The sequence below is a fragment of the Paraburkholderia acidiphila genome (genome assembly GCF_009789655.1).
In the GTDB taxonomy this organism is placed as follows: Bacteria; Pseudomonadota; Gammaproteobacteria; order Burkholderiales; family Burkholderiaceae; genus Paraburkholderia; species Paraburkholderia acidiphila.
Genome location: NZ_CP046910.1, coordinates 1,826,969 through 1,841,133, shown reverse-complemented (window position 1 = coordinate 1,841,133; position 14,165 = coordinate 1,826,969). Strand labels below are relative to the sequence as shown.

Below are 14,165 nucleotides of genomic sequence, written 5' to 3'. Positions count from 1 at the left end.
TGAGCAACGGCTCCGGCGCCGGCTCCGCAAATGCTGTACGACGTACGATGCAAGCCTGCCTGACGGTTGTCCTACAAATATAGCTTCTGCGCCTCTGATTGCGAGGGGCAGGAATGTGCGATGGCGCACGTACGAACGGAATCGACAGGGTGCGGAGCAACGCGCACACAGGAAGGATTCCGCGCATACAACCGGTGCCTGGGATGGGCCGGTCCCACCAGGATCCCCCGGCAGTTCGGGCCCAAGGGGAGTCCCGCTGGCGCTCCACGTGCACATGCCAGGCGTTGCCAGTGTTGACATCCATTTTTTTTCGGGTAAAAGTGTCGACAGATGTGTGGCCAATTGGCCTGCGTCCGCAGACAGGGAGTCCCGGATTCGGGCCCGGCAAGTGGGCATGCAACGGCTAACTGGCGCTTCGTGACGATCGGAGTCGAACTATGCGTTCCAAACGTAATGTCCTGTCCTTCGATGCTGCCCGAGAGCGTCTTTTCAGCCCATTTCCAGGGGCATACTCGACCGGCAGCGACGCGCAAGCCGTGCTGAGCACACGTCTCGTCGTCGTTCTGCTTGCGTTCGCCGCGGTGCTGACCGGGGCGCTGCTTTTCATGTTGGTGAGCGGCGTTCACTAGCTCATGCGCCAAGCGAAGCAAGCCGGGAAAACTGGGGAAAACTAGAATACAAAAGTGTAGACAATCCGCTAGTCTGATTTCACTTCGAGCCGGGAACGTGCCGTTGCCTTCAAGCGTCGCCAGCAGCGAGAAGCCGCGCCCGGGTCAGGCAGGAACGAAAGCTCACGGGCTCCGGACGCTGAGCGTGCATAGATTTTGAGGTTCGCCGCGATGATGTATCCAGGTGTCGATGCTTTGATTGACGCCGTTTTTTTTGCCATACAGTGTCGACACTTGTGTAGTCTAATTTCTCATTGACTAAGGGGTGGGACCATGAAGTTTGCGAAAGAGCTGTGCATCGGCGTTGCCGCGAGCGCGTTGTTCTCCATGGCGGGCGGGGCGCTCGCGCAGACTGTGTCGCTTGGCGCGGTGCTGCCCCTGACGGGCGCGAGCGCTTCGGTTGGCGATGACCAGCGGCGGGGAATCGAACTTGCCGTTGAACAGATCAACGCACACAACGGCGTGCTCGGGCAAAAACTGCAAGTGATCGTCGAGGACTCGGGCGGGGTTGCCGCGACAGCGCTGAGTTCCGCGCGCAAGCTGGTGTCGGTCAACAAGGTTCCGGTGGTGCTCGGCGAGTTCTCGTCTGGAATCACCATTCCCGTCGGGGAGTATGTGGTCCAGCAGGGCGACGTTCATATCAACATCGGCTCGTCCAGTCCGCAGATTCGCAAGATCGGGAGCGGCTCGTTTAGCGTGATCGGACTCGATGACCTGTCGGCACGTTTCGCGGCGGGCGATGTCTTTGGGCAAAACCTGAAGGACGTTGCGTTCATCGCGCCGAACAATTCGTATGGACAGGGCGTTGCGAACGAATTCAAGAAGCGCTTCGAATCGCTGGGCGGCAAAGTGTCCTCTGTGGTGCTCTACAGCGAAGGGCAATCGACTTACCGTCGCGAGTTGCAGCAAATGTCCCGGTCGTCGCCCCAGGCTTACGTATATAGCGCCTATGGGCAGGAAGCGGCAACGATCAACCGCGAGGCCTACGAACTCGGGCTGAACAAGCAAAAGTGGTACGGCATCTACTTGACGATGTGCACGAGCGATACCCTGCCGCAAGCTGCGCAGGGCCAGGAAGGCCTCGAAGTCGCGTCGGTTGGCGACGGTGGCAAGTCGTACGAGCAAGCGTATCGGTCCAGGTACAAAGAGGCGCCCAAGTCCTCTTTCGGCAGCTATGCGTACGACGGCGTCATGGTTGCCGCGGCCGCTATCAACAAGGCGGGGAGTGCCGACCCCGCCAGGATCCGCGCGGCGATGAAGGCGATGCCCGCTTACAGCGGCGCTACGGGAACGATAGCGTTTGACGATGGTGGTCAACGCAAGGAACAACCGTACGACAAGGTGAAGTTCGATAGCAAGGTTGTTTCCCGATAAGTTTCGGCGCGTTGCCTCGCAGCGCGCAAGCCCCTGGAGAGCGTTCCATGCTGCAATTTATCGTCGACGCCCTGATACGCACATCGGACATCATGCTGGTTGCCGTGGGGCTCAGCGTCGTGTACTCGCTGGTCAAGTTCCCGAACATCGCGCATGTGCAGTACGCCATGCTGGGCGCATTCGCTACGCTCGGGCTGACTCGCGCAGGCATGCCGCTTCCCTTCGCACTACTGGGTTCCTGTGTTGGCATGGGCATGCTGGCCGTGTTGCTTAACGTGCTGGTATTCAAGCGCTTGCTCCGCTCAGGCAGTTCAATCGCGATGATAGGTTCGCTCGCGATCTCGATGATTATCATTGCGGTCGTCCTTGGCGTTGCCGGGTCGCGCCCATTCCGGTACTCGTCGGGGCTGCCGAGTCCCATCTCACTGGGGTCGACCACCGTCTCAATCGACCAGCTCACGTCGATCGGATGCGGGTTTGGCTGCGTAGCGCTGTTGGCTGTGTTGCTCTTCAAGACAGGCGTTGGCCGTTCAATGCGTGCGATGTCGTCAAATCCGGCGCTTGCGGCCGCAACCGGAGTCGACGGTGCCCGGGTGGTGAACGGGATTACCTTCCTGAGCGGAGCACTTGCTGCACTTGGCGGAACCATGCTCGGTCTGACTGAGACAGTCCACGTTGGGCTGGGCACGAACCTGCTACTGCCTGTATTCGCCGCAGCGATTCTTGGCGGACTGGGCAATCCGCTGGGCGCGGCAGCGGGCGCGCTGTTGATATCAATCGCGGAAACACTCGTGACGAACCTCGACTTCGGCTGGCTGTTCGGAACGTCTGACGTCTATGTTCCGATTACCTATATCAGTGCCGCGTCGTTCCTGATACTCCTTGTCGCACTGCTGTTCAAGCCGTATGGCATCTTCGACCGGGAGGTGCGCCGTGTATAGCTTCCTTTTGCACGTAGCCACGCTCAGCTGCATTTACGCGCTTCTTGCGCTCGGGCTGAACCTTCAGGCGGGATTTGCCGGACTCCTGAATTTTGGCTTTGTCGCGTTCGCTGGAGTGGGGGCCTATGCGTCGGCCATCACGGCATCGCTCGGATATCCCGTTCCCATCGGAATGCTGATCGGCGTTGTGGCCGCAATGCTTGTGGGTTTTGCCATGGCGAGGCTTGGACGGAATCTCGCATCGGACTACTGGGCGATTGCGACGCTCGCAGTGGCTGAGCTCGTCAGAACGGTGGCGCTCAACGAGAACTGGCTCACAGGAGGTGCCCAGGGGATCAGCGGCGTTCCAGCGCTATTGCGGACCGCTGCGGGCGTGCAAAGCGACCTTGCATTCTTCGCGCTCGCTTTGGCGATGGTGGTAATCGCGTTCCTTGCGTGCATGCGGCTCACGCGCGGCCGGTTCGGCCGCGCTATCCGTCTGATGCGTGAAGAGCCGGCGCTGGCGACCAGCCTTGGGTATCAGCTTGTGCCGCTCAAGGTGAAGGCTACGGTCACGGGCGCTGCCATTGCGTCTGTCGGCGGTTCGCTGCTCGCTCACTATATGAGCTTCGTTGGGCCGGATTACATGCTGGCATCGGAGACCTTCGTCATCTGGACGATGGTCATGATTGGCGGGCTAGGCAACAACCTTGGCGTGGTACTGGGTGCCGTGCTCGTCGAAGCCATTTACAGCGCGGTCCCGTTCGTTAAAGACTACCTCGACATCAGCAGCGATATCGCTGGCGCGGTTCGGCTCGGCACAATCGGCGTCATCCTGCTCGCGTGCCTGCTGGCTCGTCCGCGTGGCTTGATTCCCGAAAGAATTCGGAGCGCATCATGACCACAATGCTTCGTTTGCAAGACGTCCACAAGGCTTTCGGCGGCAACCAGGTATTGACGGGTCTCAATTTCAACGTGCACCAGGGCGAAATCGTGGGTCTGCTCGGGCCGAACGGTTGCGGAAAGAGTACCGTGTTGAACGTCATAACCGGATACTGTTCCATCGACCGAGGGGTAGTGGAGGTCCATGGAGAGCGCGTGAGTGGCCTGGCCGCTCATCAGATCGCCGCGAAAAGCGTGCGCCGCACTTTCCAGTTGCCGTCCATGCCAAGCCGAATGACGGTGGAAGAAGTCGTGATGGCTGCCTCAACACGAAGCCACGGTCTATTCAGTACGCTATGGCGGTCCGCCAACGTCAGGCGGCTTGAGGAGGAGACGCGTGAACGCGCGCATCAACTTCTCGAAGCGCTGCTTCTGACAAAGGTCGCACAGCTTCCCGCCGCGTCGATCTCTGGCGGACAGAAGAAGCTCCTTGGCATTGCGTGCGCCATGATGGAACAGCCCTCGCTATTGCTGCTCGACGAGCCTATGGCCGGCGTTCACCCGAATCTGCGCGCGGAACTCGTCACTACGCTCAAGCGAATCAACAGTCAGGGTATTACCCTCGTCATCATCGAGCACGATATGCACTTCATTTCCGAAACGTGTAGCAGGTGTATCGTGCTCGACAAGGGCAGAACAGTTGCCGAATGCCTTCCCTCGGAACTCGAAACCCATGAGAGCGTTGTCGAGGCGTACCTCGGCAAGAAGCCCGGCAGGCAATACCAGGTCGCGGGAGCCGTCGCATGATAGCGGTCAACAATGTCGTCGCTGGCTACACGCGTGAAGTCGACATCCTTCGCGGTATCTCTATCAACGCGCGTCAACTGGAGATCGTGACGATCCTGGGCCCCAACGGCTGCGGTAAGTCGACGCTGCTGAAGACGGTTGCCGGGTTTCTGCTGCCCCGGCAAGGCACGGTCACCTTGGGCGATGTCGATATCGGGCAGGTACCCGTACACAAAAAGATCAGAAAACACGAAATCGGATTCGTGCCGCAAACAGACAATGTGTTCGGGGCGTTGTCCGTTTGGGAAAACCTCATGCTCGGCGGGCAGATCATGCAGGAGAGTGACAGGAGGGAGCGGCTCGACGCGCTGTGCGACGCTTACCCGGTCCTCAAAAGGAAACTCCGGGCACGGGCGTCGAGTTTGTCGGGGGGCGAACGGCAGATTCTCTCGCTCGCTCGCGCGTTGATGCCAAGGCCGCGCTTCCTTCTGCTTGATGAGCCTTCGGCTGGGCTGTCGCCCAAGATGCTCGGTGAAGTGTTCGACGCCATTATCGAGCTACGGAACGCCGAGCGTATCGGTGTCTTGATGGTGGAGCAAAATGCTACGGAGGCGCTGCGCATTTCCGATCGCACTTATGTTCTCTCGATGGGGCAGGTCGCCCTGGAGGGGAAGGCCTCCGACCTGCTCGAAAGCGAAGAGATGCGTCGGCTCTACCTGGGCGGTCGACCGCACTGATAGTTCGTATCCGCCTTGAGCACGATACCAGCAGGCGTCGTAGCACGACGCCATGCGCTTCGAAGGAGACACTGTGACACTACGAACCGTAACGCTCGACGACAAGTACACCCTCGACAGCGGACGCATTTTCCTGACCGGTGTGCAGGCGCTCGTTCGCCTTCCGTTGATGCAGCATCGGCGCGACAAGGCCAACGGCCTGAACACAGCGGGCTACGTTTCGGGGTACAGAGGGTCTCCGCTCGGCATCTACGACGCCGAGTTGGGAAAGGCAAGCCGGTTTCTCAAGGCAGCCAATGTCGTATTCGTACCGGGTGTCAACGAGGATCTGGCGGCCACAGCAGTTTGGGGCACACAGCAGGCCGAAGCTGGCGGAGAAGGGAAGTACGACGGCGTATTCTCGATCTGGTATGGCAAGGGCCCCGGGGTCGACCGAAGCGGCGACGCCTTTCGTCACGCCAATCTTGCCGGAAGTTCGAAGCAAGGCGGCGTGCTTCTGCTCATGGGCGATGACCATACGTGCGAGTCGTCGACCACTTGCCATCAGTCGGAATATGCGCTGGTCGACGCATCGATTCCCATTCTGAGCCCGAGCGGTGTGCAGGAAATTCTTGACTACGGTCTGTACGGTTGGGCCATGTCGAGGTACTCGGGCTGCTGGGTCGGCCTCAAGTGTGTGAAAGACACAGCCGATGCATCGGCGGCCATCGATGTCGACCTCGACCGCGTCACACCGCAACTTCCCGCGAACGTGGAAATGCCTGCGGGTGGCCTCAACCTCCGGCATCCCGACTCCCCACAGGAGCAGGAGTTCCGGCTTCACAACTACAAGCTCGACGCGGTTCGCGCCTTCGTTCGCGCCAACGCGCTCGACCGGGTCACGCTGGGCAAGCCCGGTGCGCGACTCGGCATCGTGACGCACGGCAAGAGCTATCTGGACCTTTTGCAGGCAATCGATGACCTGAATGTCACCGAGGCAGACCTGGAGTCCATGGGCGTCGCCATTTACAAGGTCGCGTGCACGTGGCCTCTCGAGCCTCAGGGCATTCAGGCGTTCGCTTCCGGGCTCGACCTTCTCATGGTCGTCGAAGAGAAGCGGAGCCTGCTTGAGTCCCAGATCAAGGACATTCTGTATCGCGCGCCGCATGCACCGGTGGTGATCGGCAAGCATGACGAGCGTGGCAAGAAGCTCTTCCCGGTCGAAATGTCACTGAGTTCACTCCAGATCGCTATCGCGTTGGGTCAGCGTCTGGTCAAACACGCGGAAGGCAAAGGCATCGCGCAACGTGTCGAGTTCCTGACGGAACTGAGCAAGGTCGAGTTTGCTCCCGAAGCGATGCTGCGCAGCTTCTACTTCTGCAGTGGCTGCCCGCACAACTCGTCGACGGTCATCCCGGAAGGCAGCAAAGCCTACGCCGGAATCGGCTGCAGCTGGATGGCGCAGACGATGGACCGCAACACGATGGGCTACACGCAAATGGGTGCCGAGGGGATGGCTTGGGTTGGCGAGGCGCCTTTCTCCAGGCGCGGACACATGTTCCAGAACATGGGCGATGGCACCTATTTTCATTCTGGACTGCTTGCCGTGCGTGCGGCGCTCGCTGCCAGGACCAACATCACGTTCAAGATTTTGTACAACGACGCCGTAGCGATGACCGGTGGCCAGCGGCACGATGGTCAGCTTAGCCCGATGACCATCACGACGCAGGTGCATGCTGAAGGCGTTAGCCGCATTGCCGTCGTGTCGGACGACCCGTCGAAGTACCCGGCAGATGCGGACTGGGCACGGGGCGTGACGATCCATCATCGCTCCGAGTTGCAAAAGGTTCAGGAGCAGCTTCGCGACGTTCCGGGGGTGACAGTCCTGGTCTATGACCAGACTTGCGCGGCAGAGAAGCGCCGTCGTCGCAAGCGCAATCAGTTTCCAGACCCGGCGAAGCGGCTTGTCATCAACGACCTCGTCTGTGAGGGCTGTGGCGACTGCGGCGTGAAGTCAAACTGCGTTTCGCTGGTGCCGCTCGAGACGGAGCACGGGCGCAAACGCGCCATCGACCAGTCGGCATGCAATAAGGACTTCTCGTGCAACAACGGCTTTTGCCCGAGCTTTGTCACGGTACTTGGCGGGAGTCTACGAAAGGCTGGAGCCGTTAAGCCGAACATCGAATTGTTCCCGGCACTCGTCGAACCTGAACTGCCCTCGGTCGAGAACGGGGTCTATTCGATCATCGTGACAGGTGTGGGCGGCACCGGCGTTGTGACCATCGGAGCCGTTCTCGGCATGGCGGCGCATCTCGAAGGAAAGGGCTGCGGAATTCTCGACATGGCCGGTCTTGCGCAAAAGGGCGGCTCGGTATGGTCGCATCTGCGGTTCGGCAAGAGCCCGAGCGCGATCAAGGCGATCCGTATCGCTGCAGGCGGGGCCGATGCCGTGCTGGGCTGCGACATGGTGGTGGCCGCAAGCCGAAAGACGCTCGCCGCAACGCGAAAGGGCGCAACGCGCATGCTTGTGAACACGCACGAGGTGATGACGGGTGAATTCACGCGACACCCCGACCTCGCGTTCCCAGCGCAGGAATTGCGCAAGGGCATTGCGGATGCTGTCGGTAGCGACCGTGTCGAGTTTGTCGATGCGACGAAGTACGCCCTCGACATTTTCGGTGACACGATTGCGGGCAATATGTTCATGCTCGGCTATGCGTATCAGCGTGGTCTGATCCCGATTGGTGCTGAAGCAATCAATGCTGCCATCGAGCTCAATGGCGCCGGCGTCAAGATGAACAAGGACGCCTTTCTGTGGGGGCGCCGTGCGGCTCAATCGCCCGCTTCGGCCGAACGCGTGCTCGCAGCGGCAAAGCCGGTGAACGAGTCCCTGCGCATGTCGTCATCGCTCGACGAGTTTATCGAACGCAAGGTTAAATTCCTGACCGACTATCAGAATGCGGCATACGGCGAGCGCTTCCGCGGGCTCGTTGGCACGGTTCGCGACTGGGAGCGCACGGTGATGCCGCGTGAGGAGCGCGTCACGCGCGCGGTAGCAAGCGGCTATTTTAAGGTTCTTGCCTATAAGGACGAGTATGAGGTCGCAAGGCTTCACACTTCGCCTGAGTTCGTCGAGAGCATCAAACAGCAGTTCGAGGGCGACTTCCGTATCGCATTCAATCTCGCTCCGCCCCTTTTCGCGCGCAAAGATGCATCGAGCGGAGAGCCGCGCAAAACGGAATTTGGCGCCTGGGTTCTGCCCGCGTTCCGGATGCTCGCAAAGATGAAGGTGTTACGAGGAACGGCGTTCGACGTATTTGGCTACACGGCCGAGCGTCGGATGGAGCGAAGCTTGATCTCTCGCTACGAGCAAACGGTCGACGCGATTCTCCGTCATGGCACCTCGCGCAATTATCAAACCGCCGTGCGTGCAGCGAGCATGGTGGAGAAGATTCGTGGGTATGGGCAAGTCAAGGAACGCAATCTGAAGTCAGTCGACGTCGAATGGACGAACGCCGTTTCCCAGTTGTCGAAACCCAGCGTGATTGAACTCAAGCAGGTCGCTTGAAGTACGCGAAGAACACAAAGCACTCGGCGATGACGGAATCTGGCATGTTATGCGATTCCGTCATCGAAGCCTTGAAACAGGCGGTATGCTGCGTGAGGAGCATGGCCAGGGGACTGGCCCGCATCTTGATGCTTATTGTGAGTAAAGCTTCACAACGCCCGCATCCACGACCTTGGCAATTTCTTCCATGCGCCAGGTGATGTGTTTCTCGGTTAGCTCCCGGCAACGCCGCGCGTCGCGAGCCTCGATCGCGTCGAGGATATCGAGGTGTTCTGCGAATGCATCGTGGCCGCGCTGCTCAAGGTCGACCCAACGGACAAAATGAATGCGCGCGTTGATGTTATAGAGCGCGCGGACCATTTCGTTATTGCCGGACAGCGCCACCAGCCGGACATGAAATTCCTCGTCGCGCGCGACCAGTTGAGCGGCGGGAGCCTGCGCGGCCTTGTTCTTCATGACGTCTTTCCAGAACTTGCGCAAGGCACGCACATCTTTGGGGTCGGCACGCTCGACGGCGAGTTGTACGGCCGATGCTTCGATGCTGCGCCGAAGTTCGAACAAGTCAAAGATGTCCTGACGGTTCAGCTCCCGGATGAAGAATCCCCTGTTGGGCACAAAGTTCAACAGGTTTTCCGCAACGAGTCGGTTGAGCGCTTCTCGAAGAGGCGTGCGACTCACATCGAACTTCTCTGAGAGTTCGAGTTCGTTCACACGCTGGCCAGGCCGAATGGTGTACAGGACGGCCATCTCCTTCAATTGCTCGTATAGGTCATTCACGGTGAGTCCGGTTCGCTTTGGCGCGCTGGTCTCCCGTACGCGCGGCTTGGAGTCACGAATGAGCGAAGTGTAGCCTGCCATTTTCCATTCCCTTTCTAATGCATTACGCTACTTCTATTTCTCTCCAGGAGCCTCTCGCCCTCGATGGGCTTTGCGTCGCGCGATAGGCGTTCTACGCGAGGCGTGCTGCCCGAAAATGTAGGCAATACTGTAGTCTACAACACGCGCCGCCCGCTATCGCTTGCTGGACGGCGGACGCAATATTAAGGACACGCGATGGACTTGCGCGTGCACGATTCGAGACGGCACAGGTCATCGAGAAACAAGACCTTCCATCGGGATTTGCGGCGTACGGCCCGCAATCAGGTCGGCGGTGATACGCGCCGAGCCATGAGACATCGTCCAGCCGATGTGACCGTGACCGGTGTTCAGATAGAGATTGCTATATTTCCGCTGACCAAAGAATGGCAAGTTGTTGGGCGTCATTGGCCGCAGCCCTGCCCACATTTCCGCGCGTTCGTAATTGCCCCCGTCGGGATAGAGTTCCTGCGTCACTCGCTTCATGAACGCGAAGTCTGATGGCCTGTGTGCGGTGTCATACCCCGCAAACTCCGCAGTCGCGGTAACGCGAATCCGGTCTCCAAATCTCGAGATGGCAACCAGGTTGTGTTCGTCGACAGCCGCTACATTGGGCGGCTGAGCATGCCCTTCAATCGGGATAGTGAGCGAGTAGCCCTTGACCGGGTAGATTGGCAGATTGATCCCAATGCGCCGCGCAAGAATCGGGCTATAGCTGCCCAGGGCCAGCACGTACGCATCGCCTTTCACAATGCCCTTGTCCGTGCGCACGCCTGAAATCTCGCCGCCCGACACCTCCAGCGCTTCGATGTTCGTGCTGTTCAGAATCGTGGCGCCTCGGGAGACCACAATATCAGCCAGTGCGCGCGTGAACTTCGCCGGGTCGCCCGTTTCGTCTGTTGGGCAATGTATTGCGCCGACAATGCCGTCCTTCGCTGACGAGAGCGACGGGTCAAGGGCGATCACTTCCTCACGCGTCAATACCTTGATAATTTGACCGTCCGACTCGAGCAGCTTCATCTGCGCGACGCCACGCTCCAGTGCCTCCTGGCTTCGATGGAAGTAAAGGATTCCCCTGTCGTTGCGGTCGTAGCTCACGGATTCAGTCTTGATGACGTCCTGAAGGACGGACTGCGAATAAGCGGCGAGCCGATGTTTCAGCAGCGTATTGCGCCGTGCCTTTTCGGCGTTGCACTCCATCAGGAAGCGCCATGACCAGCTGTACAGCCTCGGGTCGGCAGAGAACTTGAAGCGCAGCGCCTGGTCCTTGAGTACGAGCGACTTGAGAAGAATCATGGGCGCTTTCGGCGAGGACCAGACGAATGAGTGTCCTGGCGCAACCATGCCGGCGTTCCCCCAGCTGGTTTCGCCGGCGACCACGGGCTGCCTGTCAATGACCGTCACGTCATGCCCGTCCGCTTGCAACTGGTATGCGGTGGTCACGCCGACTACGCCACCGCCAAGCACGATTACCCTCATGATGCCCTCGATCTCAAAGATTGAATGACTTCGCGTCGAGCAGCCGTCGCGCTCGAAGTGTCGACACAAATGTATATTACCAACAAAAAAGAAACGCAACGAGGGCGATCGATTACCGGGGAATCTACCTAGATGTGTCGATAAAAGTGTCGACAATTGTGTGTGATGTGGGCTAGTCTATGTGCAGGACTTCACATGACGAGACGGAGGAACTCATGCAAATCAAGCGTTACGAAAGTGGTAAGCGAATGAGTCAGGCTGTTGTCTATGGTGGTTTCGCATTCCTTGCCGGGCAGGTTGCCGACGACCCGAGCCAGGACGTGAAGGGGCAGACCGAACAGATTCTCGCGAAGATCGACCGCCTGCTGCAGCAGGTAGGCTCGGACAAAACCCGAGTGCTTACCGCAAGCATCTGGCTCGCCGACTACAAGACGTTCAACGACATGAATGCCGTGTGGGACGCGTGGGTGCCAGAAGGCGAGGCGCCTGCTCGTGCATGTGTCGAATCCAGGCTTGCCTTCCCGCAGTACACCGTCGAAATCGGAGTCATCGCCGCAGTCTGAGCGCCACTTAACCCGGTGTCAGCATGAGCCGAAAACGTTGAAGGGGCAGGCACAGAATGGAAACCCTTGAAACAGCAGGGCGCTATGTGAAGCTCGACTTCACCCTCGACGACGGGATTTCACGTCGCGCCGCAATCGGTCTGGTCGTTCTCGCGACCGATCACACCATCGAATACGAATGGCGCAAGCTGCTCGCCGTCGAAGGCGTGGGATTCTACGAAAGTCGAATTATGAATTCGGCGGAAATCACGCCGGCGACGCTTAGAGAGATGGATAGCCTGATTGCGCCGGGCGTTGCCGTCATCCGCCCCGGCGAGCGGCTCGACGTCGTCGCGTTCGGCTGCACGTCGGCATCGATGGTGCTCGGCGAAGGTCACGTCATGGAGCGAATCAGGGAGTCCCGGCCCAATGCTGCGTGCACGACGCCCATTACGGCTGCCCGGGTCGCGCTCAATTCGTTGGGCGCAAGCCGGGTCGCGCTCCTGACTCCTTATATGCGCGAGATTACCGAGTCCATGAAGGACTACCTGAGCGCTCGCGGCATGAACATCGTACGAATGGGTTCGTTTGAGCATTCCGACGACAACGAGGTCGCGCGCATCGACGCGCAGTCGGTTCGCAACGCGGTACTTGAACTCGGCCGGCACGACGACGTCGATGCGGTGTTTGTCTCCTGCACCTCGGTTCGATTGGCGGATCAGGTCGCCGCAATTGAACGCGAGTTGGGCAAGCCGGTGACGTCCAGCAACCATGCCATGGCGTGGCACGCCTTGCGGCTGGGCGGCGTGAAGGACGAATTGCCTCAGTTCGGACGGCTATTCACGGTGCAAAGCGTCGAGCAGTAGTTGTCGCTCTCTTCGTCGATCCACGCTGCGGGTGGGGCTGGCTGGTTAGCCGGCCCTCCCGTTCGTCACTTTGCAACCGGGCAAGCCCGTCACCTCAAACAATACCCGTCGCGTAGTACACAGCGATAACGAAGAAGACCGCCAACGTCTTGATCACCGTCACCGCAAAGATGTCCCGATACGACTGGCGGTGCGTGAGTCCCGTGACCGCAAGTAGCGTGATGACCGCACCATTGTGCGGCAGCGTGTCCATGCCGCCGCTCGCCATGGCCACCACGCGGTGCAGCACTTCCATCGGAATATGCGCGGCCTGCGCGCTCTTGATGAAGAGATCCGACATGGCCGCGAGCGCGATGCTCATGCCGCCCGATGCCGACCCCGTGATACCCGCAAGCGCGCTCACCGAAACGGCGGCGTTGACGAGCGGATTCGGAATGCTCTTGAGCGCATCGCTCACGACGATGAAGCCGGGCAGCGCCGCAATCACACCGCCGAAGCCGTATTCGGAGGCGGTATTCATCGAGGCCAGCAGCGCCCCGGCGACGGCCGCCTTCGTGCCGTCCGCAAAGCGGTTTTTCACGCGGCCGAACGCCGTAATGAGCACGAGCACGATGCCGGCGAGCAGCGCGCCCTGAACCGCCCAGATCGCCACGACCTGTTTGACCGTGGCCGTAACCGGCGTATGAATGCCGGGCAGCACTTCGGGCGGCACGGTCACGGTGTCGCCGTACCAGACGGGAATCCAGTGCGTGAGCAGGAAGTTCGCCACCCCCACCAGCACGAGCGGCGCGACGGCCAGCACCGGGTTGGGCAGGTGTTCGGTCTTCACGTGCTCGGGTTCGTTCACGAGCGAGGTGCCGTAGCCTTCGCCCTTCGCCATTGCGCCGCGGCGACGCCATTCGAGGTACGAGAGGCCCACCACGATGATGAAAAGCGAACCGATCACACCAAGCGCGGGCGCGGCCCATGCCGTCGTCTTGAAGAACGTGGTCGGAATGATGTTCTGAATTTGCGGCGTGCCGGGCAGCGAATCCATCGTGAACGAAAATGCGCCGAGCGCGATGGCGCCGGGCATCAGGCGCTTGGGAATATCGCTTTGGCGATAGAGTTCGGCGGCGAACGGGTAGACGGCGAACACCACCACGAAGAGCGAAACGCCGCCGTACGTAAGCAGCGCGCACACGGCCACGATCACGGCGTTGGCGCGCGAACGGCCGATATAGCGGATGGCGGCGTGCACGATCGCTTCGGAAAACCCGGATAGTTCGATCACCTTGCCAAATACCGCGCCGAGCAGGAACACGGGAAAGTAGAGCTTCACGAAGCCCACCATCTTTTCCATGAAGATGCCCGAAAAGACGGGCGCGACAGCGGCGGGTTCGGTGAGGAGGACCGCGGCGAGCGCGGCGATGGGCGCGAAGAGAATCACGCTGTAGCCGCGATACGCGGCGAGCATGAGGAACGCGAGGGCGGCGAGAACGATAACAAACGACATGGAGTCTCCTGCGG

General features: G+C 60.0%; 12 protein-coding genes. 9 read left to right on the top strand and 3 right to left on the bottom strand.

All coding sequences use genetic code 11. The annotated features are described in order from the left end of the window. Positions 1 to 437 precede the first annotated feature (437 nt). From FAZ97_RS22685 to FAZ97_RS22655, 7 genes are all read left to right on the top strand, one after another. On the top strand, positions 438 to 629 hold the full coding sequence (locus tag FAZ97_RS22685) for a hypothetical protein (protein WP_158760639.1): 192 nt from the start codon (positions 438 to 440) through the stop codon (positions 627 to 629). Positions 630 to 995: 366 nt separating this feature from the next. Beyond that, the gene (locus tag FAZ97_RS22680; RefSeq protein WP_407671882.1) at positions 996 to 2,042 is read left to right on the top strand and encodes an ABC transporter substrate-binding protein; all 1,047 of its coding nucleotides are present in this window, start codon (positions 996 to 998) and stop codon (positions 2,040 to 2,042) included. A 47-nt stretch (positions 2,043 to 2,089) separates the two neighbouring features. Further along, positions 2,090 to 2,983, top strand: coding sequence for a branched-chain amino acid ABC transporter permease (locus tag FAZ97_RS22675; protein ID WP_158760637.1), 894 nt, complete (start codon positions 2,090 to 2,092; stop codon positions 2,981 to 2,983). Next, a complete protein-coding gene (locus FAZ97_RS22670) occupies positions 2,976 to 3,863 on the top strand; it encodes a branched-chain amino acid ABC transporter permease (RefSeq protein WP_199272122.1) in 888 nt (295 codons plus the stop codon). Before FAZ97_RS22675 ends, FAZ97_RS22670 begins: the two co-directional genes overlap by 8 nt. Further along, a complete protein-coding gene (locus FAZ97_RS22665; RefSeq protein ID WP_158760635.1) occupies positions 3,860 to 4,651 on the top strand; it encodes an ABC transporter ATP-binding protein in 792 nt (263 codons plus the stop codon). The genes FAZ97_RS22670 and FAZ97_RS22665 overlap by 4 nt, the downstream gene beginning before the upstream one ends. After that, positions 4,648 to 5,367 (top strand): ABC transporter ATP-binding protein, encoded by a 720-nt coding sequence (locus FAZ97_RS22660; protein ID WP_158760634.1) that lies wholly within the window; start codon positions 4,648 to 4,650, stop codon positions 5,365 to 5,367. The genes FAZ97_RS22665 and FAZ97_RS22660 overlap by 4 nt, the downstream gene beginning before the upstream one ends. Before the next feature lie 52 nt (positions 5,368 to 5,419). After that, positions 5,420 to 8,914 carry an indolepyruvate ferredoxin oxidoreductase family protein gene (locus FAZ97_RS22655; RefSeq protein ID WP_158760633.1) on the top strand — a complete coding sequence of 1,165 codons (3,495 nt, stop codon included), beginning with the start codon at positions 5,420 to 5,422 and terminating at the stop codon, positions 8,912 to 8,914. A 132-nt stretch (positions 8,915 to 9,046) separates the two neighbouring features. On the opposite strand, the gene FAZ97_RS22650 is transcribed toward FAZ97_RS22655, so the two are convergent. Beyond that, a complete protein-coding gene (locus FAZ97_RS22650; protein ID WP_158760632.1) occupies positions 9,047 to 9,772 on the bottom strand; it encodes a GntR family transcriptional regulator in 726 nt (241 codons plus the stop codon). 231 nt (positions 9,773 to 10,003) lie between these two features. Continuing rightward, complete coding sequence (locus tag FAZ97_RS22645) at positions 10,004 to 11,248, bottom strand: D-amino acid dehydrogenase (RefSeq protein WP_158760631.1); 1,245 nt, start codon at positions 11,246 to 11,248, stop codon at positions 10,004 to 10,006. A gap of 215 nt (positions 11,249 to 11,463) precedes the next feature. On the opposite strand from FAZ97_RS22645, the gene FAZ97_RS22640 reads away from it, so the two are divergent. Then, entirely contained in the window at positions 11,464 to 11,811 is a 348-nt protein-coding gene (locus FAZ97_RS22640) for a RidA family protein (protein WP_158760630.1), read from the top strand. A 56-nt stretch (positions 11,812 to 11,867) separates the two neighbouring features. Beyond that, a complete protein-coding gene (locus tag FAZ97_RS22635; protein WP_158760629.1) occupies positions 11,868 to 12,656 on the top strand; it encodes a maleate cis-trans isomerase family protein in 789 nt (262 codons plus the stop codon). Between the two features lie 94 nt (positions 12,657 to 12,750). Here FAZ97_RS22635 and FAZ97_RS22630 read toward each other — a convergent pair whose 3' ends face one another. After that, a complete protein-coding gene (locus FAZ97_RS22630) occupies positions 12,751 to 14,151 on the bottom strand; it encodes a GntP family permease (RefSeq protein WP_158760628.1) in 1,401 nt (466 codons plus the stop codon). Positions 14,152 to 14,165: the final 14 nt, after the last annotated feature.

What these genes read in the sequence shown, in the direction of transcription:
- FAZ97_RS22660 (WP_158760634.1), top strand. Translation starts at nt 4,648, where the DNA reads ATGATAGCGGTCAACAATGTCGTCGCTGGCTACACGCGTGAAGTCGAC.
- FAZ97_RS22630 (WP_158760628.1), bottom strand. Translation starts at nt 14,151, where the DNA reads ATGTCGTTTGTTATCGTTCTCGCCGCCCTCGCGTTCCTCATGCTCGCC.
- FAZ97_RS22655 (WP_158760633.1), top strand. Translation starts at nt 5,420, where the DNA reads ATGCGCTTCGAAGGAGACACTGTGACACTACGAACCGTAACGCTCGAC.
- FAZ97_RS22680 (WP_407671882.1), top strand. Translation starts at nt 996, where the DNA reads ATGGCGGGCGGGGCGCTCGCGCAGACTGTGTCGCTTGGCGCGGTGCTG.
- FAZ97_RS22675 (WP_158760637.1), top strand. Translation starts at nt 2,090, where the DNA reads ATGCTGCAATTTATCGTCGACGCCCTGATACGCACATCGGACATCATG.
- FAZ97_RS22650 (WP_158760632.1), bottom strand. Translation starts at nt 9,772, where the DNA reads ATGGCAGGCTACACTTCGCTCATTCGTGACTCCAAGCCGCGCGTACGG.
- FAZ97_RS22665 (WP_158760635.1), top strand. Translation starts at nt 3,860, where the DNA reads ATGACCACAATGCTTCGTTTGCAAGACGTCCACAAGGCTTTCGGCGGC.
- FAZ97_RS22645 (WP_158760631.1), bottom strand. Translation starts at nt 11,248, where the DNA reads ATGAGGGTAATCGTGCTTGGCGGTGGCGTAGTCGGCGTGACCACCGCA.
- FAZ97_RS22640 (WP_158760630.1), top strand. Translation starts at nt 11,464, where the DNA reads ATGCAAATCAAGCGTTACGAAAGTGGTAAGCGAATGAGTCAGGCTGTT.
- FAZ97_RS22635 (WP_158760629.1), top strand. Translation starts at nt 11,868, where the DNA reads ATGGAAACCCTTGAAACAGCAGGGCGCTATGTGAAGCTCGACTTCACC.
- FAZ97_RS22685 (WP_158760639.1), top strand. Translation starts at nt 438, where the DNA reads ATGCGTTCCAAACGTAATGTCCTGTCCTTCGATGCTGCCCGAGAGCGT.